General features: G+C 69.9%; 20 protein-coding genes, 3 tRNA genes and 1 pseudogene. 18 read left to right on the plus strand and 6 right to left on the minus strand.

Annotated features, from left to right (window positions below):
• The first annotated feature begins 524 nt into the window (after window positions 1–524).
• The 11 genes from ACTVAJ_RS07250 (at window position 525) to ACTVAJ_RS07300 (ending at window position 12674) form a co-directional block, all read left to right on the plus strand.
• Complete coding sequence (locus tag ACTVAJ_RS07250) at window positions 525–773, plus strand: hypothetical protein (protein WP_470387295.1); 249 nt, start codon at window positions 525–527, stop codon at window positions 771–773.
• A gap of 343 nt (window positions 774–1116) precedes the next feature.
• Complete coding sequence (gene cas6, locus ACTVAJ_RS07255) at window positions 1117–1878, plus strand: CRISPR system precrRNA processing endoribonuclease RAMP protein Cas6 (RefSeq protein WP_470387296.1); 762 nt, start codon at window positions 1117–1119, stop codon at window positions 1876–1878.
• 18 nt (window positions 1879–1896) lie between these two features.
• Window positions 1897–3795, plus strand: coding sequence for a Cas10/Cmr2 second palm domain-containing protein (locus ACTVAJ_RS07260; RefSeq protein WP_470387297.1), 1899 nt, complete (start codon window positions 1897–1899; stop codon window positions 3793–3795).
• Window positions 3792–4991 (plus strand): type III-B CRISPR module-associated Cmr3 family protein, encoded by a 1200-nt coding sequence (locus ACTVAJ_RS07265; RefSeq protein ID WP_470387298.1) that lies wholly within the window; start codon window positions 3792–3794, stop codon window positions 4989–4991. The genes ACTVAJ_RS07260 and ACTVAJ_RS07265 overlap by 4 nt, the downstream gene beginning before the upstream one ends.
• Entirely contained in the window at window positions 4988–5914 is a 927-nt protein-coding gene (cmr4, locus tag ACTVAJ_RS07270; protein ID WP_470387299.1) for a type III-B CRISPR module RAMP protein Cmr4, read from the plus strand. The genes ACTVAJ_RS07265 and cmr4 overlap by 4 nt, the downstream gene beginning before the upstream one ends.
• A complete protein-coding gene (cmr5, locus tag ACTVAJ_RS07275; RefSeq protein ID WP_470387300.1) occupies window positions 5907–6359 on the plus strand; it encodes a type III-B CRISPR module-associated protein Cmr5 in 453 nt (150 codons plus the stop codon). Before cmr4 ends, cmr5 begins: the two co-directional genes overlap by 8 nt.
• Before the next feature lie 184 nt (window positions 6360–6543).
• Complete coding sequence (cmr6, locus tag ACTVAJ_RS07280) at window positions 6544–7452, plus strand: type III-B CRISPR module RAMP protein Cmr6 (protein ID WP_470387301.1); 909 nt, start codon at window positions 6544–6546, stop codon at window positions 7450–7452.
• Window positions 7449–8432, plus strand: coding sequence for a hypothetical protein (locus ACTVAJ_RS07285; RefSeq protein ID WP_470387302.1), 984 nt, complete (start codon window positions 7449–7451; stop codon window positions 8430–8432). Before cmr6 ends, ACTVAJ_RS07285 begins: the two co-directional genes overlap by 4 nt.
• A gap of 191 nt (window positions 8433–8623) precedes the next feature.
• Window positions 8624–10045 (plus strand): hypothetical protein, encoded by a 1422-nt coding sequence (locus tag ACTVAJ_RS07290; RefSeq protein ID WP_470387303.1) that lies wholly within the window; start codon window positions 8624–8626, stop codon window positions 10043–10045.
• Between the two features lie 6 nt (window positions 10046–10051).
• The gene (gene cmr1, locus ACTVAJ_RS07295) at window positions 10052–11329 is read left to right on the plus strand and encodes a type III-B CRISPR module RAMP protein Cmr1 (RefSeq protein WP_470387304.1); all 1278 of its coding nucleotides are present in this window, start codon (window positions 10052–10054) and stop codon (window positions 11327–11329) included.
• Between the two features lie 790 nt (window positions 11330–12119).
• On the plus strand, window positions 12120–12674 hold the full coding sequence (locus ACTVAJ_RS07300; protein ID WP_470387305.1) for a hypothetical protein: 555 nt from the start codon (window positions 12120–12122) through the stop codon (window positions 12672–12674).
• On the opposite strand, the gene ACTVAJ_RS07305 is transcribed toward ACTVAJ_RS07300, so the two are convergent.
• Window positions 12644–13369, minus strand: coding sequence for an HAD family hydrolase (locus tag ACTVAJ_RS07305; RefSeq protein WP_470387306.1), 726 nt, complete (start codon window positions 13367–13369; stop codon window positions 12644–12646). The genes ACTVAJ_RS07300 and ACTVAJ_RS07305 overlap by 31 nt on opposite strands.
• 225 nt (window positions 13370–13594) lie before the next feature.
• Here ACTVAJ_RS07305 and ACTVAJ_RS07310 point away from each other — a divergent pair, with 225 nt between their 5' ends.
• On the plus strand, window positions 13595–13717 hold the full coding sequence (locus ACTVAJ_RS07310) for a hypothetical protein (RefSeq protein ID WP_470387307.1): 123 nt from the start codon (window positions 13595–13597) through the stop codon (window positions 13715–13717).
• A 3-nt stretch (window positions 13718–13720) separates the two neighbouring features.
• Window positions 13721–14203: pseudogene (locus tag ACTVAJ_RS07315) on the plus strand (class I SAM-dependent methyltransferase).
• A gap of 482 nt (window positions 14204–14685) precedes the next feature.
• Here ACTVAJ_RS07315 and ACTVAJ_RS07320 read toward each other — a convergent pair.
• The 3 genes from ACTVAJ_RS07320 to ACTVAJ_RS07330 all read right to left on the minus strand — a co-directional run bounded on the left by ACTVAJ_RS07320 (window position 14686) and on the right by ACTVAJ_RS07330 (window position 14955).
• Window positions 14686–14762: transfer RNA gene (locus tag ACTVAJ_RS07320), tRNA-Val, on the minus strand.
• A 14-nt stretch (window positions 14763–14776) separates the two neighbouring features.
• Window positions 14777–14847, minus strand: a tRNA-Cys gene (locus ACTVAJ_RS07325).
• Window positions 14848–14882: 35 nt separating this feature from the next.
• Window positions 14883–14955: transfer RNA gene (locus tag ACTVAJ_RS07330), tRNA-Gly, on the minus strand.
• A 215-nt stretch (window positions 14956–15170) separates the two neighbouring features.
• On the opposite strand from ACTVAJ_RS07330, the gene ACTVAJ_RS07335 reads away from it, so the two are divergent.
• A complete protein-coding gene (locus tag ACTVAJ_RS07335; protein WP_470387308.1) occupies window positions 15171–16367 on the plus strand; it encodes a molybdopterin molybdotransferase MoeA in 1197 nt (398 codons plus the stop codon).
• A 77-nt stretch (window positions 16368–16444) separates the two neighbouring features.
• Here the strand turns inward: ACTVAJ_RS07335 and ACTVAJ_RS07340 are convergent, their stop codons facing one another.
• Window positions 16445–18082 (minus strand): MFS transporter, encoded by a 1638-nt coding sequence (locus tag ACTVAJ_RS07340; RefSeq protein ID WP_470387309.1) that lies wholly within the window; start codon window positions 18080–18082, stop codon window positions 16445–16447.
• A gap of 172 nt (window positions 18083–18254) precedes the next feature.
• On the opposite strand from ACTVAJ_RS07340, the gene ACTVAJ_RS07345 reads away from it, so the two are divergent.
• From ACTVAJ_RS07345 to ACTVAJ_RS07355, 3 genes are all read left to right on the plus strand, one after another.
• The gene (locus ACTVAJ_RS07345) at window positions 18255–18806 is read left to right on the plus strand and encodes a TetR/AcrR family transcriptional regulator (protein WP_470387310.1); all 552 of its coding nucleotides are present in this window, start codon (window positions 18255–18257) and stop codon (window positions 18804–18806) included.
• Between the two features lie 352 nt (window positions 18807–19158).
• Entirely contained in the window at window positions 19159–20349 is a 1191-nt protein-coding gene (manA, locus tag ACTVAJ_RS07350) for a mannose-6-phosphate isomerase, class I (RefSeq protein WP_470387311.1), read from the plus strand.
• 92 nt (window positions 20350–20441) lie between these two features.
• On the plus strand, window positions 20442–20813 hold the full coding sequence (locus ACTVAJ_RS07355) for an FKBP-type peptidyl-prolyl cis-trans isomerase (protein ID WP_470387312.1): 372 nt from the start codon (window positions 20442–20444) through the stop codon (window positions 20811–20813).
• 96 nt (window positions 20814–20909) lie between these two features.
• Here the strand turns inward: ACTVAJ_RS07355 and ACTVAJ_RS07360 are convergent, their stop codons facing one another.
• Complete coding sequence (locus ACTVAJ_RS07360; RefSeq protein ID WP_470387313.1) at window positions 20910–22085, minus strand: acyl-CoA dehydrogenase family protein; 1176 nt, start codon at window positions 22083–22085, stop codon at window positions 20910–20912.
• A 161-nt stretch (window positions 22086–22246) separates the two neighbouring features.
• Here ACTVAJ_RS07360 and ACTVAJ_RS07365 point away from each other — a divergent pair, with 161 nt between their 5' ends.
• On the plus strand, window positions 22247–22882 hold the full coding sequence (locus tag ACTVAJ_RS07365; RefSeq protein ID WP_470387314.1) for a TetR/AcrR family transcriptional regulator: 636 nt from the start codon (window positions 22247–22249) through the stop codon (window positions 22880–22882).
• Window positions 22883–22921 lie beyond the last annotated feature (39 nt).

The raw sequence follows: 22921 nt of genomic DNA on the forward strand, positions 1-22921 counted from the left end.
CGAGGCGGACGCCTCAGCGACGGAGTGAGCCCCCGCAGACGCGGGGATGGACCGGGCGAACGGGACGCGCCCCCCTCCCCGGAGGTGTGAGCCCCGCAGACGCGGGGATGGGCCGGGGGGCGGGGCCACGAGGCGAACGAGGCGAGGGTGAGCCCCGCAGACGCGGGGATGGACCGTCGCCGAGGTCGGTGACCTGCGGGGTTTCGTAGTGAGCCCCGCAGACGCGGGGATGGACCAGCATGGTGCCACGGGGTAATCAGGCCGGGGATGTGAGCCCCGCAGACGCGGGGATGTGCCTCGGTAGGGGTATTTGTCTTCCCTGGCCTGGGCGTGACTCCTGCGCAGACGCGGGGGCGGACCGGTGTACATGCCTGTTCCGCGCGTGGGGGAGAAGGTGTTCGGGCGCGACGACTCAGCGCCTCCGGAGTGGTTGGCCTACTTCGACGGTGCGTACCTCACGGCGAAGGTCGCGTACTGCTTCCTCGCCGACGGATGTGCGGACGGCCCGGTACGCGGAGCGATCGTTGGAGATGAACGAGGGGTATGTGTGCGGGCGGGTGTTCAACCTGCTCATGCTGGCGACGGCGCACGCTCCTTCGGAACCCGAAGAAGCGGTGCGCGTCGGCGATGTCGCTGTGGAGCTCGTGGAGGGGCTTCAGTCGCGGCAGGCGCTGTCCTACCTGCGTCGCCTCCAGTGTCGGCTCCGGCCCCACGATGAGTGTCCCGAGGTGGCCGAGTTCAACGCTCGGGCGCACGCGATCACAGCAGGCTGAGGGTCCTGTACACGGCGACGACGGTGGAGGCGCCGACGATCTGGCTGCGGTTGATCATGGCGACGGCTTCGTCGATGGGCCACCAGGCGATTTCCTGGGCTTCGTTGATGTCGGGGGCCGTGTCGGTCAGGTCTGCACCCCGAGTGGGGTCGCATCAATCGGAAGCCCTTGCTCCTATACCAAGCCGGTGCCCTGAGCGCTACCTTCCTGCCGCATGTGGCCACGGAAAGCCGTTCTTTCGGCGTGTCATCGTCAGAGCTTGCTAACGTCGCCTCAAACATCCTCAGACGTACCCCTTCTGCCCGTATGACTCGCCGGTGGCCCGGATCAGTGAGGAGAATGCGTGCCCACCAGGTGGTTTCTCTCGCTGGAGCCGTCACCCGGCACAGTCGACGCCGCGCATCTGCACGGGCTGGCTTGCGCGTTGCTGGAGGAGCCCGGAGACGACCACACCGCCCGGTACAAGCCCTTCGCCGCGGCGCTCCCTCCGAGCGGCCTCCTCAGCCTGACCTGGCTGGACGAGCCCACCGAACCGGACATCCGGGACCTCACCAGTGAGCCGCTGCGCCTGGGTGGACGCCTCCACCGCGTGGCCGGGGTGGAAAGGCACAACGTCTCCTACACCCGGTTGGCGTCTGCGCCACCGGCCAACAGAGTGCGGGTCGAGTTCGCCACCCCCACCTACGTCAACCGTGCGGACCGCCAGATTCCCCTGCCCGAACCGGAACTCCTCCTGGCCGGTCTGGCCCGCCGCTGGGACGCCTTCAGCCCATGCCCCCTGCGTTCCGCCGCAGTCACGGAGGCGGTCGGACGTGTCCACCTGTCCCGCCACCGTGTCCGCAGCCTTCCCATCCGAGCCGGACGGGGACAGCGCGTGGGGTTCGTCGGCGACGCCGTCTTCGGGATGCCCGCCGACGCGGACCACGAGGCCGTCCGCGCCTTCACCACCCTGTGGCTGTTCGCCGAGTTCTCCGGGGCCGGCGCGCAGACCACCCACGGGCTGGGCCATGTCCGGGTCCATCGAGCGGAGCGGACCCGTGGGCCGTCCGAGAAAAGACCGGGACGGCCCACAGACGCCCTCCCAGCCACAGCACTCACCCCCTGACACCGATAGCGAGGACCGATGGCCGAACCGGACCTGGTCATCATCACCCTGGCGGGTGTGCAGCGCTTCATCAACGAGTCGCGCACGACCGCCGACCTGCGTGCTGCCAGCCAGATCATCGCTCATCTGGCAGCCGAGGCCGTCGAACACCTCATCCGGACTCCCGGTACCGAGATCGTCTTCCCCGCCCCCGGGGACGACCGGTCCTCCGCAGTCCAGCCCTCTGACGGAGCCCCCAACCGGGTCGTCGTCCTCGTGCCTGCGGGTACCGGCCCCCAAGTGGCCAGGAAGGTGAGGGGCGAACTGGTTCAGGTGTGGGAAGGGTGGGTCAAGGAGGTCTTCGGCCGCGACGAAACCCCCTCACCCGGTTGGCCGGTCGTGCAGTGGGTCAGCGTTCCCGCGAGTGAAGGCGGTTACGCCACCCAGTGGGAACAGGCGGTGCGCCTGTTGGCCGAACGCAAGAACACTCGGAACTTCGAACAACCCGGCGACGCCCCCGGCGAGTTGTGCATGCTCTCTCCGCGCTGGAGGGCGGTGGAGCGAGACGACCTGCCGCCCAAGACGCCGGGGCACCTCAGGCGCGAACGCCTGGCCGTCACCAACTGGGTCAAACGCCTATGGCACCACACCCGCGTCGGCAACCGTGAGAGCTTTCCCTCCACGAACGCCATCGCCTCCATCCCCTACCGGCGCGCCGTCTTGGAACTCTGGCGGGAAGTATCCGACATCAGCGCCCTGGTCGGTGATCTCCGAAGGGCAGCCGAGACGCTGGGCATCGACCCGATTACCGAAACCCCCACACCCGGCCTGCCCCAAGAACCGAAGGTGGCCGATGCCGATTGGCTGCGTGGACGCGGCAGCCGCTGGGTGTTCACGGAGTCCTGGCACGTCGACGCCTTGGCCCGCGAGTTCACCGACACCCCCGCGCAGGCCGAGGAGAAACGGCTCGACCCAGGCTTTGTCTCCGCCGTCCGAGCCGGTTGGAAGGCTGCCGACGCACTGGAGCGGGCCATGGACGATCACGGTGTGCCCGCTCCCTCACCTCACCTGGCCGTGCTGGTCCAGGACCTGGACTTCATGGGTCGTTACCTGTCCGGGAAGACTTCTGGATGGGACAGTCCCCGCCTGGACCTGTCCCAGGGCCATACCGTCCACACCGACGTCTCGGCCAGACTCGTCGGCACCGCAGGCGACCAGCGCGCAGCAGTGGGACGGGCGGGTGGGGTCGTGGTCTACGCGGGCGGTGATGACCTGCTCGCCCTCGTTCCGGCCGTTTCCGCGCTGGAGACTGCCCGTGCCTGTCGGGCGGCCATCGCCCCGGGCCTGCCGCACGCCAGCAGTGGTGTGCTGTTCTTCCACCATGGCTCCTCGCTCCGCCAGGCCCTGGTGCGTGCCCAGGAACTGCTGGAGGAGGCCAAAGCCCTCAAAGGCAAGAACGGCCTGGGCATCGGGTTCATCCGCGGCAGTGGATCCCACGCGGAGTGCGTCCTTCCCTGGCGCGGAGAGCATGAGGACGGTCGGCTCGGAGGCTCACCGGTCGACGCCCTGGACCTGTTCCTCTCCCGCGACAGCCACCCTCGGGCCCGGCTGTCACCGCGCCTTCTGCCCGACTTGCTCGCGGAAGTGGTGTACCTCGACGGCGGGGGTGAGCGGGCCCCGGGCGGCTACGAACCACTGCCCTACCAGGTCGCCCGGGCCGAGATGCGCCGTCTGGTGCACCGCCACACGTCCCTGGTACCTGCGTCCCTCGGGGGAAGAAGGGGAGACGACACCACACCGGAGAAGAGGGACAGAGACGAACGCACGTCCTTCGCCGCCGAGGCGACACGGGCCCTGGAACTCATGGCCCCCAGACGGCGTCTGGTGGACGAAGGAGCCGTGCGCGTCGCTCTCTTCCTGCGTCAGGAGGCCCAGTGAGCACCTCACACGTACCCGAACCCATCACCCAGGACGCCTCCGCCACCGGAGTCGAGGACCGAGGAGAGCAGTGGGTCCTACTGCGCCCGCACGACACGGTACAGGTCCGCGACGGGCGTGCCTTTGACGCCGGAACCGGTGGCAGCGCCCAGACCGTACGTCCCTGGCCCTCCACCGTCGCCGGGGCCCTGGCAGCCAAAGATGGCGGTCTGGGGGGTGAGCCCGAGAGCGTACGCGGTCCCGTCCTCGCCCGCCGGAGAGGGATGTCAGGCCAGACCTGGGAACCCTACTTCCCCATCCCCGCCGACCTGGTCGAACCCCGCGGCCATGGTGACGTGTGGCGTATGTTCGTCCCCGAGCGGCCCGGTGCCGGAGCCACGAGTGACCTGGACGAGGAAGCCGCCTGCTTCGGCGCCACGCGCCTGCGCACCTTCACCGTTCCCGATGGCGTCGACGACCCCGAGACCCTGACCGGCTGGATGTCGGGCCGGGCCCTCCAGGACTACCTGCACGGTGGACTGGTCTCCCCCGGATCCAGGGTGCCCGCCGACCGGCTCAGGCTCGCCCCCGAAGAGCCCTTCGAACCTGAGACACGGGTCGGGCTGGCCGTGGACCACACCACCCGCACCGCCCGCCACGGACTGCTCTACCGGGCCACCCACCTGCGTCTGAGGGAGAGATGGGCCTTTGCCGCCCACGTCACCCCCCACCCCGCACCGGGCAGGCACCGCCCTCTGGACGAGGTCAGGGGACCGGTCCGCTTCGGCGGGATGGCCCGCTTGGCCGATATCGAACCCGCTCCCGGCATGGACTGGCCCGATCGGCCGCCCGCCTTCCCCGACGGCAGACTCCTGGTCTACGTGGCCACCCCCGCCGTCTGGCCCGGCGGATGGTTTCCCCCGATCCGTGACTCGGGTGCTGACCTGGTCGCCGCCCGTGTCGAGGACCCGATGGCCGTGGCCACCGCTTCACCGGCGCGGGACTGGGCCGCCTTCAAGAATTCCCGCTCCCTCTACTACGCCGTCCCGCCCGGGGCGGTCTACCTCCTGAAGTTCCCCAACGACGATGACGCCTACCGCTGGGCCCTCCGGTACCACGCGCGGGCCCTGCCCCTTCAGGAACGGGTCCGCCGCACCCGGGAGATCAGCCTGGCCACTGCCGGGTTCGGCGTCATCCTGACCGGAGTGTGGTCGTGACCAGCTATCTGCTTTACCTGTACACCGAGTCACCCTTGCACGCCGGGGGCGCCGACGCTGAGGGCTCCCTCAACCTGCCCATCCAAAGGGAGGCGACCACCGGCTACCCGGTCGTGTGGGGCCAGAGCCTCAAGGGCGCCCTGCGTGCGGCGGGGCACGACGCCGGATGGGGTGAGGACGACCTGGACCGTGTGTTCGGCAAGGCGGTCCAGCGCGACGGTGAACCGGGTGTCAACCCCACGGCGGGGCTGCTCGCTGTCGGGGATGCTCAACTCGTCGCCCTTCCCGTGCCCACCCTGCGCCGCACCTTCGCCTGGGCCACCTCGCCGCTGGCGCTGTCGAGGCTGGCGCGCAAGTACACCCACGCCCGCTTGACCAGGGAACTGCCAGCCGTCCCCGACGTCGCCCACGACCGAGGAGTGGCCACCGACACGGAGTGGACGGTGGCGGACCAAGTTGTGGGTCCGTGCCTGGTGTCGGTGTCCCAGCCCAACACCGCCGGGTCGCTGACCGGCTGGGCCGACCGCATCGCCACCGACGGCATCGGGGAGGGCTCACACCTGTCGTACTTCGCGAACAAGTTCCGCTCCGACCTGCTCCTGGTCGGCACCTCGGTCATGGACCAACTGCTGCGTGAATGCACCGAACACTCGGTGCGCGTCCAGCTCAACCCCAAGACCAAGACCGTCGAGCACGGCCCGTTCACCAGTGAGTACCTACCGACCGAGACCCTGCTGGCCGCTGTACTCACCCTGCGCACGCCGCAGGGTGGGGAGGCCAAGCGGAACACCGAACACCATGCCGACCACCGGCAGCTGCTCGGCAGGCTTCTCGACGGGACCGTACTCCAGCTCGGCGGGGACGAGACCCTCGGTAAGGGACTGGTGTGGCCAAGGCTGATCACGGAGGCCGCCGGTGAGTGAGACCACCAGGAGCGCCAGGCGGGTCGACCAAGCGGCGGCTGGCATCGCCTACCGGGTCCTCGGCGACGAGGTCTCACCCGAACTGCGCACCCGCATGCGGCAGTTGCCCATGCAACTGCGCGGCAGCGGGTTGGCCGCCACCTACGCCTTCGTGCTCTCCAAAGCTGACGCGCACGGTGGAAGGTTGGAGAAGGCCTACCACCGCTTGGCCGAACGCATCGCCGCACATATCGCCGAGAGGGCACTCATCACCGGGACCGGACGGCGGATGGACCCCCACCAGTTCCTCAAGGCGCTGTCCGAAGCTGACGTCCACGACTATGCGCGGGTCTCCGCCGAGGTGGAGACCCTGTCGGTCTGGCTCAGCAGACTCGCCGAAGCCCTGTGCGCCGAATCCGAGGACGGCGGTTCTGCGGAAAAGGGTGATGGCGATGGACAGGCCTAACCCCATGACCGCCTTCGGAAGCAAGGGCCCCCGCGGTCCGCGGCCCGCCTTTCCCCCGGGGCGGGGAGCCGGTGGCGCCGGTCGGGGCGGAGCTCGTGGCGGCGGGGGTGGACCCCACGGTGCAGACACCTCCGGAGGCGGTGCCCGAGGCACCCTGTACCCGGCCAACGGCCCCCTCGGGGCATTGCTCAAGGTAGAGCACCGCGTCCCCAGGAACGGCGACCCCACCACCGTGCTCAGGGAGATGGGAGGCCACGGTGGGAACCCGGTCGGCGCGCAGGCCAATGCGCTCGTCATTTTGCGCCGCCTGTCCTTCGAACCCGTCGACGGCGGCACCAACCCCTGGAAGAACCACGTCCCCCTGTACGGCTGGGCCGCCGAGCACCGACTCGGTCAGGGCGGCTCCGATCTCCAGGAGGCGGTCCTCCAACGTCGGCGCCACTTCCTGCGGCAGTGGGTCGCCTTCGACCCCGACCACCGCCACGTGCGCAGGTTGCGCCTGACCATCGAGTGGCGAATGGCCTCCGGACTCGGCCTCCAGTTCGGGGTGCTCGACAACGGTCTGGCCCTGCACGGCACCTACGGCTGGCCCGGTCTGCCGGCCTCCACCCTCAAGGGCTTGGCCGCGGCCGGGGCACGCAGCGCCGGGGCTGACACGCAGAGGGTGGTCCAGGCACTGGGAGGGCCCAGACCGCGTGGCAAGGAGGACCCGCGGCCGACACGTGAGGAGCACACTCAGGGCACGGTCCGTTTCCTCGACGCCCTGCCCGGAGCCGACACCGTCGAGGTCCACAGCGACGTCATCACCCCGCACCAGCAGCCCTACTACACCGGCACCGACCCGAAAGCCCACAAGGACTCGCAGGCCACGCAGAACCCCCGTCCCCCGGCCGAGCACCACAACCCGGTCCCGGTGCCGTTCCTGGCCATCAGCGGTGAGATGCACGTAGACCTGATCGGCGGCGACAGCGGTGATCTGGACGCGGTGTCCGACTGGCTGGCCGAAGCCGGTGAGGAGCTGGGTGGCGGCGGCCGTACCACCGCCGGATACGGCTATTTCGACTGCGTCCCCGTAGACGAGGAGGAGACGTGACCGACCGTCCCATCACCGTGCATGTGGCCACCGTGGGACTGAGCCTGTTCGACCGGATCCTCGCGAAGAGCCAGACCCTGGTCGAGGAGGCTGTCGGCAACCGCGAGCTGGCGGAGTCGATCTTCGATGTTCGCGATCGGATCCACGACTACGAGAGTGAGCTGTCCGACCCCCGGGACGAGGCCGAACGGGTCTCCGAGCGCTTGGTCAAGGAGACCTCCTCCGACTCGGGAGAGGCACGTGAGGAACTGGATCTCCTGCTCCGGTCCATATGCCCCGAACAGTGGCCCCGGACCATCAGCGCCGAACTCACCTCCCTGGCCGCCGACTCCGCCAGAGCGGGAGACCATCAGGCCCACGAGGATGAGATCGTCTTTCTCATCGCCAGCGACACCGGGCGGGGCCTGCGTGCCGCCCTGTTCAACGCGCTGGCGATGACGGAAGGGGACGTGGACCGGGTGGACTACCTCCCCGACCCCGACAGCCGAGTCCAGACCGGCCCCGGCCGGGTCGCCGTCATCCGCCTGCCCGGTCTCGATGCCCAGAACGACGAGGAGTTCCTGAGCGCGATGCGCCGACTCGGCGCGTTCGGGAACCGGATCAAGGACCTGATGAGGAACCCGGAGTCCACCTGTCGTTTCCACCTCACCGGCGGCTTTCGCGTCGCCATGCCCTTCCTCATGGGCTTCGCCCAGGCACTTCGGAGCCTGTACATCGACCGGGTCAGTGCCCACGGCCAGTACGAGTTCTCCGAGAGTCTCCGGTCGATCGAACTCCCCTTGAGCTCACCACCCCCCGACGACCTGGAAGGCAAACTCGTCGGGGCCGACGAGGAGGGGTTCTTTCAGGGCAGGCCACCCCAGGACGCGGTCTGGGCAGGCTTCGCCTACGAGTGGCTCAAGGAGCAGCGGCGGTGGCGACTCACCCCCTTCGGGATGGCCCTGCGTGAACTCGTCCCCGCGACCAGGCAGGAACCGTGAGCCGGAGTCCTGCCCAAACCGGGGACACGGGCCTTCGCCCCGTCGACCTGGGTTTTCCGCACGGGGCCCTTGCTGTACGGCTGGGTTCGGGGATCGGCTCCGTTGCGGACGCGGACCGTGACGCCTATGCGGCTGACAACGATGCTCATGCCTGGAAGAAGAACACGGGGCTGCGTCAGGTGCTGCGGGACTTGGCCGAGGCTCAGGAGGTTCACGCGGTTGGGATTCTCGCCGCTCGGCGGGCCCTGTCCGGGCTGCTCGCCGATCCGGAGTCCGAGTACCTCGTGCGTGCCATACTCCACCGCCCCGACCACCTGCTCGACCGGGTGCTGCCTGACGTGCTTGCCCCGGAGGGCACCGGACCGGAGGCCGTGGATCCGTTCACGGCATGGTCGGTGTTCACGGTGTGTGTCGAGGCCTTGTGGGACCACATGACGGGTACGGGTGCCCCCGCCCACCGGCACCTGGAGCCCCTGGCCGCCCGTACCCGCTTCCTCGCCCTGTCCGAACCCTTCCGCCACCGTGACAGCGAGGACTGGTCATCGTGGTGGGCAGGGAAGAGGATACGGAGCTTCTTCGGTGAGGGCGACGGCCGGGTGCACCTGGTCCGGAAGGCACGAGAGGCACGGGACCTGTGGCGTGCCCACCTGGATCGGCACCAGTCCCTGCCGCTGTTCGACCACGCTTCACCTTCCGCGGTGGAGTGGGAGGTGCGGACACTCGCCTTCCAGGAGCCTGTGTCCAAGCGCCGTCACTTCTCCGGTGGGCCGCTCACCCTGTCCGCGCCGGCGGAACAGAAGGGGGACGGGAAAACCTCCAAGCTGAGCCGTCCTGAGCCCACCGCCGCCGACCGAGCCGTCCTTGGCGAGGCAGTGGAACAGCACCTCCTGCCACGCTTCGCCGTGATGGCGTCCTGGTCGGCTGTGTGGGGCCTGTACCGGCACACCCGGAACCGGTGGGCGCTGCTCATGTACGGCCTGCTCGGGGTGATGGTGGTGATCGCGATGGCGGCCGTGGTCCTAGCCCTGTCCACGGAATGGGTGACGTTCACCCACACTCTGTACGCCATCAGCTTCGTCTACGCACTCATCGGCGTGAGCACACTCATCATGGGCCGAGTGTGGGCGCTGCCGTTGATGCTGCGCCTGCCCGCCGCCGGGGCGGTCGGACTCATCGTTCTGGTGGCGTTCCACCCCACCTGGTGGGAGAAGGTCGCCCTGGGGTGGTGGCTGCCGATCGTGCTGGGGGGAGGCTCCTTCGGTTACCTCCTGTTGGAGGTCCGTAACCACAACACCGGGATCGTCAACGGGGATGAGGGTGTGCTCACCTCCCTGTCCTTGGCCCTGCGGGCTCTGGCCGTGACCGCGACCGGGCTGGTGCACGCCCTGTTCGCGGCGGTGGTCGGCATGGTTGTGGTCACCACCGTCTTCGGAGAGAACGGAGACGGGCTCCGCCAGGTGTGGGAGGGGACCTCCAACGAGGGGAACCCGGTGGCGATCCTGGTCGCCGCCACCTTCTGGTGCCTGGCCGCGGGCGTCTTCTCTCAGATCCTGTGGGACGACCAGCCCATCACCGCCCCTCTGTCCCATCGACGTTGGCGTGACGAAAGGTAGAAACCGATGCCCTGGACCACACTGCGCCTGCGGGTGGAGACCCCCCTCTTCTGCGGGGACGGGGATGTGACGTCGGCACAGGTGCGTGTGTCCTCGATCCGCGGCGGGATGCACTTCTGGCTGCGTGCCATGGCCGGTGTCCTTGCGGGGAAGGACCTGAACGCGTTGCGGCGCATGGAGAACCGCGTTCTTGGCTCCACTGAGGCAGCATCGCCGATCAGACTGCGTATCCCCGGCCAGCCCGCCTGCTCCGCTGATCCGCTTCCCTCCTTCATGGGTCCGGGCACTCCGAGTAACAAGTGGATCGGCTACCTCCTCGGACTCGGTCTGACGGCTTTGGAATCCAAGGACGAGGTCAGGGGGCGGAAAAGGGCGTCCAAACTCACCCGCGCGTTCATTCCGCCCGGCGAGGAGTTCGATCTACGGATCAAACTCGTCGGTGAGGACCGCGACGCCCACGCGGTCGCTCTGGGAGCCCTGTGGATGAGCCTGGTCTTCGGCGGTGTCGGCGCGCGGACCCGGCGCGGGTTCGGCGGGGTGCGGATCACCAGGGTGGAGGGTGAGTCCCTGCTCGACTGGCCCGAGGACACCCTTCTCTCACCTGGTCTGGGCTTTTACGAGAACACGAGGTCGTTGTGGCCGTCGGGCGCGGCGGCCAAGGCGATGCCCGCGCTCATGGCCATCGCGGAACAGGAGCGCTGTTCGAGGCAGGCATACCAGTGGTCGGAGCCGCCCACCTATCCCGTGCTGTCCAAGATCCACACCATCGCAGGGGTCAGTGGCGGCGTGGCCTTCTCCGACTGGGAGAACGTACTGATCCATGCGGGAGAGGAGCTGCGCCACTTCCGGGCTCCCGAGCCCACCCCTGGAGTGCGGTACGAACCCCAGATCAAAACCCGCGAGTGGCTGAAGGTCGTCCACGACAAGAAGCGGGACGACTTCGCGCTCGGCGGTCTGGGGCTGCCCATCATCTTCAAGCAGGAGACCGAAGTGCACGCCGATAGCGGAGAGGGCAAGGACGCCGAGAAGCTGCGTAGGGCCTCGCCGCTGTGGCTCCGTGCGGTGGGAGAGGGCGACCGGTGGCGGTTGTTCTCCTTCGCCTTCCTCACCGAGTTTCTCCCCGAAAAGGACGTGGGTGTCCACCTGTGGAGCGGGAAGGGTGGTGCGAAGCAGCAGGACCGTGAGCTCACGGTCACCATGGAAGACAGCCACAGGCTGGTGCGCCGATGGATCGAGGGCGTGGCTGATGCGGAGGACACTGCGTTCGCTCCCCGAAACGGATGAAGCCGTGTCTTGGCGCGGGGGAGGCGGATGCGTATCCGGTGCGGTAAGAGTGAGGAACCCGTCGCCGGCCGGCAGGTCGGTGGGGCGTGTACGACGAATCCGGTTCTGGTGCGAGAACCCTGGTTTGCGTGCAGGGAGTTTTCCCAGGTAGTGGGCTTGAAATCGTGATTTGTTGCCTGAGTCACATGGGTTGTGATGTGCTGGAGGGCGATTGTGTGCGAAGTGGGTGCATCGTCGCAGGTGGGATCCCGTGGAAATGGGGAAGAGTTCCGCAGGATGTCTAAGCCCGAAGGGCATAAAATGGGATCCTTTCGTGTGGCATCGCCCAGTCGCCTTGGCCCTCACCCCCGTTTGGGCGGAACTCGCTGAGAGAAGCTCATCGAGTGGTTACGCTTGACCGGTCCTCATCACGCCCCCAGGTGACGACGGGAGAGTTCGATGCTGTGAAGGAACTGCGGCCGTCCTCGCGGCGATCGTCTCCCTGGACGACCAGGTGGGAGGCGGAGACCTGTACCCACCCCTCGACCGGTACCTCTCGCAGTTGTCCGCTGCGGTGGATCACGACGGCAGCGGCATGGACACGCTCGGCCCGCTCAGCCAGATGGTCGGGTGGATCGCGATGGACGCCGGAAACCACGGAGCCGCCCGTAGGCACCTGACCACGGCGATCCACGCCGGACACGAAACCGGCGACACCGATCTCGCGCGGCCAGCGCACTGTCCTGCCGGAGCTTGCAGGACACTTACCTGAACCGCCCCCCGGCAGGCTCTGGCTCTGGCGCGAACCGCCGTGGAGATCGGCGCGGCGGCCTCCCCGCTGGTCACCTCGACGCTGCACGCGCGACTGGCACGCGCTCACGCCAAGCTGGGCAACCTCAGCGACGCCCGATCCAGCATCGAACGGATGCACACCGCCTTTGACCAGGCCCGTCGTGCCGGGGAGTTCCCCGTGTGGGTGTCTGATGCGGACGAGGTGGAGGTGGCCGCCCAGGCCGGAGCCACCTACCTCGAGCTGGGTCTCTTCGATGAAGCCATCACCGAACTCAACTCCGCTCTCACCTTGCTCAAGGAGAGAGCTCCACACCGGTTCCGGGATCAGTCCCACTATCTGGTCCGTGTGGCGCGAGCACATCTGGCCTTGGGCGACGTCGAGACCGCGTGTGCCGTCGCGACGAAGGCTGTGGAGTTGGCGGAGACGATCCGTTCCCCGCGCGTCAACGATCGCATCGGCGAGTCCCGATCCGAAGTCCTCGCGTGGAAGGTGGCCGAGCCCGCACAGCGGTTCCTGTTCCGCTCCCGAGGCCTGACCACACCTCAGTCTTCAGCGGGGGAACCGGTGAGCTGAGCGATCACCTGGAGCAGGTGCCTGGTGTCGCGCAGGTCCTCGAAGGCGGCGTCCGCCCCGGCGTCGAGTAGTTCCGCGCGGCTGCTGTGTCCCGTCGCGACCGCGACCACATGCGCCCCGGCTGTGTGGGCTCCGTGCACGTCGTTGGGGGTGTCGCCGATGACGACGGTGGCGGAGGGGGTGAAGGTCGTGCCGATGGCGGCGCTGGTCTGGGCGATCGCGCACTCGACCAGCCGCGCCCGGTCGCTGCTGTGGTCGCCGTAGCCGCCGGTGTCGAGTTCCAGCCCTTCCTCCAGCCCGAACGCCTGGAGCTTGGCCAGAGCGATCGAGCGGATATTGCCGGTGACCATGCTCTGCGTGCCTTCGGCTTCCCCGATCGCCTTGATCGCCTCCCGTCCTCCGGGCAGGGCATGGCCCTGGGAGAGCATGCGGTCCGTCAACCTCAGGGTGGCTTGGCCCAGGGCGTCATAGAAGGAGTCCACGAGGTCGTCGTTGGGCTCGTGGCCGTTCAGCGTCAGGGTGTCGCGGATGATGGCGTGCTCGGTGCGTCCGGCCATGTCGGCCATGGCGGTCTGGCGTGAGCCGGTGACAGTTTCGAAGGCCACGGCGTAGATCTCTCGGCTGACCGGACCGATGGAGAGGAGGGTGTGGTCGATATCCCACAGGATGAGGCGGTTCGTCAGAGAAGGCGTCACGATCGCATCGTCGCACACCTCGATTCGAACTCAACACTCTCGAGCGAAGAAGACAGGTTCCCGAACTGGATCCCCAGGCTCGTTCATTTCAGTTCTCTCAGTTCAAGATATAAGAATCGAACGCCGCGCATAATTCGAAGGTGGAGATTATGCGTGCGCGCATAGGTCCTTGCCCCCTCAGGTGGAAGACTGCTGTCGCCGAGGAACCGACGAGGGAGGATCCGGGTGACGACAGGCGCGGTGGACGGAACCACCAGGTCAGCGGAGGACTTGCGCAACGCGATGGTGGAGAGCCTCAAGGAGCCCGATGCTTTGGGAGGACTCCTGCTCTCCCCACGCATCGAATAGGCGTTGCGCACGGTTCCCCGACACCGGTTCGTACCTGAGGCGACACTGGAGGAGGCCTACGAACCCTTCACCGCCGTGGTCACCAGACGGGACGAACACGGAATCTCCCTGAGCTTGGTGCCCGCGCCACAGGTCCAGGCGATGATGCTGGAACAGGCCCGGATCGAGCCCGGCATGAAGGTGCTCGAAGTAGGCTCCGGCGGCTACAACGCCGTCGTCATCGCCGAGATGGTGGGCGATTCCGGCGACGTCGTCACGATCGGCATCGACCCGGACGTGACGTCCCGAGCACAGTGACTGCTGGCGGAGACCGGCTACGAACGGGTCCACGTCCTGCACACCGAAGCCGAGGAGGGTGTCCCCGAGAACGCGCCCTGGGACAGGATCCTCGTCACCGCCGGCGCTTGGGACATTCCCTCGGTGTGGGGATCTCCCAGCTCGCGGAGTACGGGCGGCTCGTGGCGTTCCTGCGGACACGCAGCCTGACCCGCTCGATCGGGTTCGCTCGCCACGATGACCACCTGGTGAGCGATTCGGCCCTGGTCTGCGGCTTCGTTCCCATGCAGGGCAGGGGCCCACGACGAGCAGTTGCTCCTGGCGCGGGGCAGCGGGGAGAGCGGGCTGCGGTTCGACGACGGACTTCCCGCCAACCCGCACCTGTTGGACAACGCGGTCCGCACACCCCGAGTGGAGACCTGGACGAGGGTGAAGGCCGAGCCTCGGGAGCCGATCGGGACGTTGCAGCTCTACCTGGAGACGATGCTGCCGGGCTTCTGCGTCACGGCCGTCGACACGGACCTGGACACCGGACTGGTGGAGCCGAACCACCCTACCGACCCCTTGGCGCTACACCCTGTCGCGCCCGCCCTTCCAGCATTGGGAGCAGGAGAAGGGGGCGCCAGTCGAGGACCACGTCCCCGGACACAACGAGAACGGGCTCCCGAAGGAGCCCGTTTCGAGGGTGATGCTGGTGGGCGATACAGGATTCGAACCTGTGACCTCTACCGTGTCAAGGTAGCGCTCTAACCAACTGAGCTAACCGCCCGTGTGAAGCATGGGAGGTGGAGACGGGATTTGAACCCGTGTAGACGGCTTTGCAGGCCGCTGCCTCGCCTCTCGGCCACTCCACCGAGACACGCGGAGCCGTGGCCCCGCGTCTCCTCCGAGCGGACGACGGGATTCGAACCCGCGACCCTCACCTTGGCAAGGTGATGCTCTACCAGCTGAGCCACGTCCGCTTGCCGCTCGGCCCGGGCCCCGTTTCCGCGATCCCCGCCGTGCTGCTGGTAAGAACTCTAGCGGAAAGTCGGCAGACGGCAAATCGGCCCAGCGCGTGGCCGGTACGCGCCCTCCGCGTCCGGGCCCGCGCCGCGGCGTGAGCGGCGGTTAACGTCCGCGTCATACCGAGGGGTGAACAATGGGGAGCACCTGCGCGAACGACGGGGGAGGCGGCATGGACGGGACCGGGGGCGTTCCCACGGGCGCGGATCCGGGACACGGCGCACAGCGGTCGTGGCGGGAGGCGCGGGACGCGGCGCGCCGCATGGGCCTCGACCTCGCCCTTCCCCCGCGCGAGGTCCCACTGGAGGAGGCCCTGGGCGCCGTCCTCGGCGACGACGTGCGCGCCCTGGTCGGACTGCCCGCCTACGACGCCTCGGCGATGGACGGCTACGCGGTGGCGGGGGAGGGGCCGTGGCGGCTGGTCGGCACCCGTCTGGCCGGAGCGCCCGCGCCGCGCGACGGGCTGCGCCCCGGTGAGGCCGTCGAGATCGCCACCGGCGCCCACGTGCCCAAGGGCACCGAGGCGGTCCTGCCCTACGAGCGGGCGACGGTCGCGCAGGGTCGGGTCGGGGGCGACGCCGTGCCGGGGCGGCACGTGCGCTGGTCGGGTGAGGAGACCGCGCCGGGCGAGACCGTTCTCACACGGGGGAGCGTGGTCGGCCCGGCCGCGCTCGGCCTGGCCGCCAGCCTGGGCCACGAGACCCTGCCCGTGCGCCGGCCCCGGGTGGGAGTGATCGTCACCGGCGACGAGGTCGCCGACTCCGGGCTGCCGGGTGAGGGCACCGTCCGCGACGCCATCGGGCCGGTCCTTCCGGGAATCGCGCGGTGGTCGGGGGCGCGGGTCACGCGGGTGCTCCGCCTGGGGGACGACCGGCGGGCCCTGCGGGAGGCCGTCACGGGGGAGGACGCCGACGTGGTCGCCGTGTGCGGTTCGTCGTCCAGGGGGCCCGCGGACCACGTCCGCGCGGTCCTGGCCGACCTCGGCGCCGCGGTCGCGGTGGACGGCGTCTCCTGCCGGCCGGGCCACCCCCAGACGCTCGCGCGCGTCGGCGACACCGCCTTCGTGGGCCTGCCGGGCAACCCCGGCGCCGCCCTCGTCGCGGCGCTCACCCTCCTGGTGCCCCTGGTCAGTGCCATGGCCGGTCGTCCCGATCCGAGTCGGGACACCGCCCGGGTGCCTCTGGGCGGCGGAGTGCGCCCGCACCCCCACGACACCCGTCTCGTCCCCGTGCGGGTGTCCGGCGGGTGCGCCCGCCCGGTGGGCCACGACCGCCCGGGCAGCCTGCGCGGAGCCGCGATCGCCGACGCCTACGCCGTGGTGCCGCCCGGCTGGGACGGCTCCGACGTGGAACTCGTCCGCCTGCCCTGACCGCTCACGGGGCGCCGCCGGCCCCGGACGCGCGTCGGCCCCGGGGAGGGCTCCCCGGGGCCGACGGTCCTTTCCGGCTATCCGCGTGACCGCTCCCGCTCGCCCGGTTCGGCGGCCGGGGTGTCGGTCAGGTCCCGCTGGCTCTCCGCGGCCGGGGCGGTCTCCCCGCGCAGGAGCACCCACGCCTGGACGGCGGCGGCCAGCACGATCAGCGCGGCGATGACGCTCGTCACGTGCATCCCGCCGGTGAACGCGGTCCGCGCCGCGTCCATGAGGTCGGCACCGGCCGTTCCGCCCAGGTCGGCCGCGGCGTTGGCCGCCCCGCCCAGGGTCTCCCGAGCCCGCTCCATGGCGGGCGCGGGAACGCCCTCGACCCCGGCCAGCCCGGACTGGTAGAACCCGGTCAGTACGCTGCCCAGCACGGCGACGCCCAGCGCGCCGCCCAGCTCGTAGGCGGTCTCGGAGATCGCCGAGGCCGCACCGGCGCGCCGCGGCGGGGCGGCCGACATGATCGCCCCGTTGGTCAGGGTCTCGGCGAAACCGGCGCCGGTGGCGATCAGTCCGAAGCCCACGGCCACGACCGCCACACCGGTGGCGGTGTCGTCCGCGGAGGCGAGCACGAGCACCGCGAACCCGGCCGCGGTGACCACGAGGGCCGAACCGATCACCGTCGCCAGGCTGAGCCGGCGGGCGGCCCGGACGGCGACGAAGCTCGCCAGCACGGACAGCACCAGACCGGGCAGCAGTACGTACCCCGCGCGCATCGGTGAGACCCCCAGCACCAACTGGAGGTACTGCGTGAGGAAGAACAACGACGCGACCAGCGAGAACACGATCATCAGGTTCGTGACGACCGCCACGCCGAACACCCGCGACCGGAACAGGTCCACGTCGATGAGCGGGTCCTTCAGGACCAGCTGCCGTCGGACGAACACGGCGCCGAGGGCCAGGCCGGCCACCAGGGACACGGCGGGGACCACCGCGAGCCCCTCGGTGGCGAGCTTCTTGATCCCGTACACGGCGGGCAGCATCGTCGCCATCGACAGCACCACGCTGGGCAGGTCCATCCGACCCGGCCTCGGGTCGCGCGACTCGCGGACCAGGAGCGGGACGAGCACCAGGATCAGCGCCATCACCGGCAGGTTGATCAGGAAGACCGAGCCCCAGGAGAAGTGCTCCAGCAGCCATCCGCCCAGGATCGGGCCGAGTGCCGCCCCGGCGGAGAACCCCGACGCCCAGATGGCGATGGCCAGCAGCCTCTGGCGGGCGTCGAGGAAGGTGTTGCGCAGCAGGGACAGGGTTGAGGGCATCAGCGACGCGCCGGCCACGCCCAGCAGGGCGCGGGCCGCGACGAGCACCTCGGGGGTGGGCGCGAACGCGGCCAGCAGGGACGCGCCGCCGAAGGCCGCGGAGCCGACCAGCAGGAGCCGGCGGCGGCCGACGCGGTCGCCCAGGGACCCCATGGTGATCAGCAGCCCGGCCAGGATGAAGCCGTAGATGTCGATGATCCACAGCAGTTGGCCCGCGCTGGGTCGCAGCTCCTCGCTCAGCTGGGGAACCGCGAAGCCGAGCACGGTCATGTCGACGGAGATCAGGACGACGGGCAGGACCAGAACAGCGAGCGCGGCCCACTCACGCGGACCCGCCGTCGCGGGTGCGGCCCCCCGGGGGCCGAGCGCGGGGATCAGGCCGCGGCGGGCCTTGCCGAAACTCATCTTTCCTCGTTACGTCTCGATGGTGGCGCGCCGCACGGATCGGGGGCGCGGTGCCGCCTGGCGGGAACGGGGGTTCCGGGCAGGCGGGGGAGGGTGATCGACCGGAGGCACACTCCGGGATTTTTGAACCGTCCAGACGGTACAGTACCGTCCGGCCGGTACAGTGTCAATCGTGAACGCATCGAACACCCGTGACCGCATCCTCGACGCCCTCCAGGACATCCTCATCAACGAGGGCTACACCGCCGTGACCCTGGAAGCGGTCGCGCGTGCGGCCTCCGTTTCCAAGGGTGGCCTGCTGTACCACTTCCCCTCCAAGTCCGCCCTGCTCACGGGGTTGATCGACCGCCTGAGCGCGCTCGCCGAGGAGGAGTTCCGCGAGGCCCGGGAGGGCGGGGAGGGCGTAGTCCGCGTGTTCCTGCGCACCTCGCTCCCGCAGAGTCCCGAGGAGCGCGAGCTCTACTGGGCCGTCATCGCCGCGCTGCGCGGCCAGGAGGACCTGTCCGAGGACGCCGTCCGCCTGGTCCAGAACCTCTTCACGCGGTGGGGCGAACTCCTGCACGAGGAACTCACCGACCCGGTGCTGGCCGAGATCATCCTGCGTGCGGGCGACGGCCTGTACATGGCCGCGATCGCCGGACTGCCCCAGCCCGACCCGGAGCTGCGCCAGCAGATGTTCGACCGCCTGGTCGAGGCCTCCGACAGGGTGCGCCGTCCCCGCTGAGCCGGTGCGCGGCGGCGTGTCCGGGGCCTCGGGCCGGGAAGGAACACCGACACGGATCCGTGTCTTCGGACCGCGTCGGGCGGGTGGCGCGGGCGTGCCGGGAGTGTGTGGGGCAGATGACCGTGTGGTGCTGTTCACACGACCCCGATCGTGGTTTACTTGCCAGTAACTTCGTAGCCGCAACCGGGCCCCGCGGTCGTCGGGTGCCCGCCCACCTGGCGAGGTGAAGTGTGCACTACCTCAGTGAGTGGGGTGCGCCAGGTCGACCCGGGCGCCGTGCTTCGCGAGACTGGTCCCACCTCGCCGGAGCGTCCACGGGGTGAGAACACGCAGACGGGAAGGCGGGGAGCCGATGCACAGGCTCACCAACCAGGTACGGCCGTACGCCTGGGGTGCGCGAACCGCGATTCCGCGGCTCCTGGGCACCCAGCCCGACGGCACGCCCCAGGCCGAGCTGTGGTTGGGCGCCCACCACGGCGCACCCAGTACCGCGCACTGTGACGAAGGCCCCAGACCCCTTCCCCGCCTCATCGCCGACGACCCCCACCGTGTGCTCGGACACCGCACCACCGAACGCTTCGGCGCCCGCCTGCCCTTCCTCCTGAAGTTCCTGGCCGCCGAGGCGCCCCTGTCCCTCCAGGTGCACCCGGACGCCGAGCGCGCGCGGTCCGGCTTCGACGCCGAGGAGCGCGCGGGCATCCCCGTCGACGCGCCGCACCGCAACTACCGCGACCCCCACCACAAACCCGAGCTCCTCCTGGCCCTGGAGCCCTTCGAGGCACTGTGCGGCTTCCGCGAACCCGCCGCCGCCCGTGCCGACCTGGAGGGGATGGGCTGCGCCCTGGCCCGTCTCCTGCGCGACGACCTCGCCGCACCCGACACCCACGACGCCCTGCGCTCCGCCCTCACCCGCCTGCTCACCCTGCCCGCCGCGGACCGGGAGCGGCTGATCGGCGAGTTCGTCGCCGAGTGGTCGGGCTCCGGGGGGAGCGGCGCGCACGCGGGGATCCTCACCGACCTGGCGGACCGCTACCCGGGCGACCCCGGGGCGGTGGCCGCCCTGTTGCTCAACCACGTCACCCTCTGGCCCGGACAGGCGCTCTTCCTGCCCGCCGGGAACATGCACGCCTACCTGCGGGGCACGGCCGTCGAGGTGATGGCCAGCTCCGACAACGTGCTGCGGGCCGGGCTGACGTGCAAGCACGTCGACGCCCCCGAACTCCTGGACGTGGTGGACTTCTCGGTCCTCCCGATCCCCTACGCCAGCCCTGGCCTCACGGACGGCCGCCGCGAGTTCCGCCCCGCCGCACCCGAGTTCGCCCTCCACGAGATCGGCCCCGGGCGGGTGGCCGCCCATCTGCCCGGCGAGGGGCCGACCGTGGTCCTGGCGCTCCGGGGCGAGGTGGAACTGGTCGCCGAGGTCGGTCGCGGGATCACCCTGCAGCGCGGCGAGTCGGTGTTCGTGCGGGCCGACAACGGGCCGATCAAGGTGGAGGGGCACGGCCACGTCGTCGCGGCCACCGTGGGTGACCAGGGGCGCTGACGCCCCCACCGGGCCGACCGCCGCGGAAGCACCCGCGCGCGCCGATACCCTGGGCCCCTACGTTCACTCTGACTATCGCGAGGGGTACCACCATGGCGCTTGAGCGTCCGGAGATCGACATGCCCGACGGCCCGCCGCCCGCGGACCTGGAGATCACCGACATCACGGTCGGTGAGGGAGAGCAGGCCGGCCACGGCAGCAACGTCGACGTCCACTACGTCGGTGTCGCCCACTCCACGGGCGAGGAGTTCGACGCCAGCTGGAACCGCGGCCAGACGCTGGGCTTCAAGCTCGGCGCCGGCCGGGTCATCCCCGGCTGGGAGCAGGGCGTGCTGGGCATGCGCGTGGGCGGCCGCCGCCAGCTGGTCATCCCGCCGCACCTGGCCTACGGCTCCAGCGGCGTGGGCCCGATCAAGCCGAACGAGACGCTGATCTTCGTCGTCGACCTGGTCGGCGTCAGGTAGCACGTCGGGCTCCGGTGCCGCACGGTGCCGGACACACAGGCGGGGCCCGGACCGCGCGTCCTCCGCGCGGGCCGGGCCCCGCCCCCGTTCCCGCTCCTACCCCAGGGTCGCGCCCACCTTTACGTGGCCCTTGAGCAGGTCGCGGGCGATGGTGCGGCGCTGGATCTCGTCGGTGCCCTCGAAGATGCGCAGCAGCCGCAGGTCCCGGTACCAGCGTTCGATCGGCAGTTCGCGGGTGTAGCCCATGCCCCCGTGGATCTGCATGACGCGGTCGACGATCTCGTTGGCCTTGACCCCGCCGAAGAGCTTGGCGACGGACTGGGCGTGTCGGGAGTCGCGTCCCACCGAGACCTGCCACGCGGCGTGCAGGACCAGCAGGCGCAGCGCCTCGATCTCCGTCTGGGAGTCGGCGATCATCCACTGGATCGCCTGTCTGTCGGCGATCGGCGCGCCGAACGTCTCCCGGGTCTTGGCGTACTCGATCGCCATGCCGAGTAGCCGTTCGCAGCCGCCCAGCGCGCGGGCGGGCAGCAGGTAGCGTCCCTTGCCGATCCACTGCATGGCCAGCGCGAAGCCGTGGCCCTCCTCCCCGAGGATGTTCTCGTGCGGCACACGCACGTCCTGCAGGACCAGGGCGGCGGGGCGGCGCTCGCCCATGGTGTCGATGGGCTCGGAGGTCCACCCCATGTCGCGGTCGACGAGGAAGCAGGTCACGCCGCCGTTGGCGCCCTTGTCGGGGTCGGTGACGGCGAAGACCATCGCGAAGTCGGCCTCGTTGCCGCCGGTGATGAAGGTCTTCTCGCCGTTGATCACCCACGTGTCGCCCTCGCGCACGGCCCGGGTGCGGATCGCCTTGGCGTCCGAACCGGCGCCGGGTTCGGTGATGGCGAAGCAGGATTTGCGCTCACCCTCGATGGTGGGCCGCAGGTAGCGCTCCTTCTGCTCCTCGTTGGCGTGGTAGAGGATGTTGTCGGCCTCGCCGCCGAACCGGAACGAGACGAAGGACCGGCCCAGTTCGATCTCGATGATCGCGGCCGTGATGGGGTCGAGGCCCATCCCGCCGTACTCGACCGGCGTCTCCACACCCCAGAAGTCGGACTTGCGGGCGAGGGCGCGCAGTCCGTCGCGCTCCTCGGCGGTGAGCCCCGGGGTGTGGCCCGCGCGTTCGCGCCGCAGCACCTCGTTCTCCAGCGGGATGAGTTCGCGCTCCACGAAGGTCCGCACCCAGTCGCGGACGGCGCGCTGTTCTTCACTCAACGAGAAGTCGATCACGGCCTGCTCCCAATAACCTAACGGCGTTCGGTTATGTGAGCGTACGGCCTTCCCCGCCCGGTGTGCAAGGGGTGGGCGGTCATGGGTGCCGCCCGGACGTGCGATGATCGGGCCGAGGTGGCCGGACCGTCCGCCGCGAGAACCGAGAAGGGGAGCCGTCCGTGGCCCGACCCAAGACGCCGATCCTGAGCAGGCGGGCCATCCGCACGGCCGCCCTGGAGCTGATCGACCGGGAGGGGCTGGACGGTCTGTCCATGCGCAAGCTCGCCCAGGAGCTCGACGTGCAGGCGGCGTCCCTGTACAGCCACTACCGCACGAAGGAGGAGCTGCTCGGCGAGGTGGCCGACGAGGTGACCTCCCTGGTCGACGTCTCCGGTTTCGAGGAGGAGGACTGGCGCGCGGCCGTCGCCGCCTGGGCCCGCTCCTACCGGGCCGCGCTGGCCGCCCACCCCAACCTGGTGCCGGTGATCGCCGCCGGACCCGGGCGCCGGGAGGACGCGCTGAGCAGGGCGGACGCGGTCCACGGCGGGCTCGTGCGCGCGGGCTGGCCGCCGCGGTACGCGACGATGATCGGCGCCTCGACCAAGTACCTCGTGGTGGGCGCGGCCACGCAGTCCTTCGCCCGCGGATTCGACGACGACGTGCGCGTCTACCGCGACCGCTACCCCAACCTGTCGCAGGCGCACCGGCTGCCGGACCACGCGGCCGAGATCGACGAGGCGAGCTTCGAGCTGGCGCTGTCGGCCTTCCTCGACGGCCTCACCCCCCTCTACGAGCGCGTGCGGGCGGCGTCCTGACCTGGGCTTTCCGGTCCCGGCTGCGCTGCGGGCCGTGTT

It is taken from the genome of Nocardiopsis sp. KDC1DS13DA1 (genome assembly GCF_055632325.1).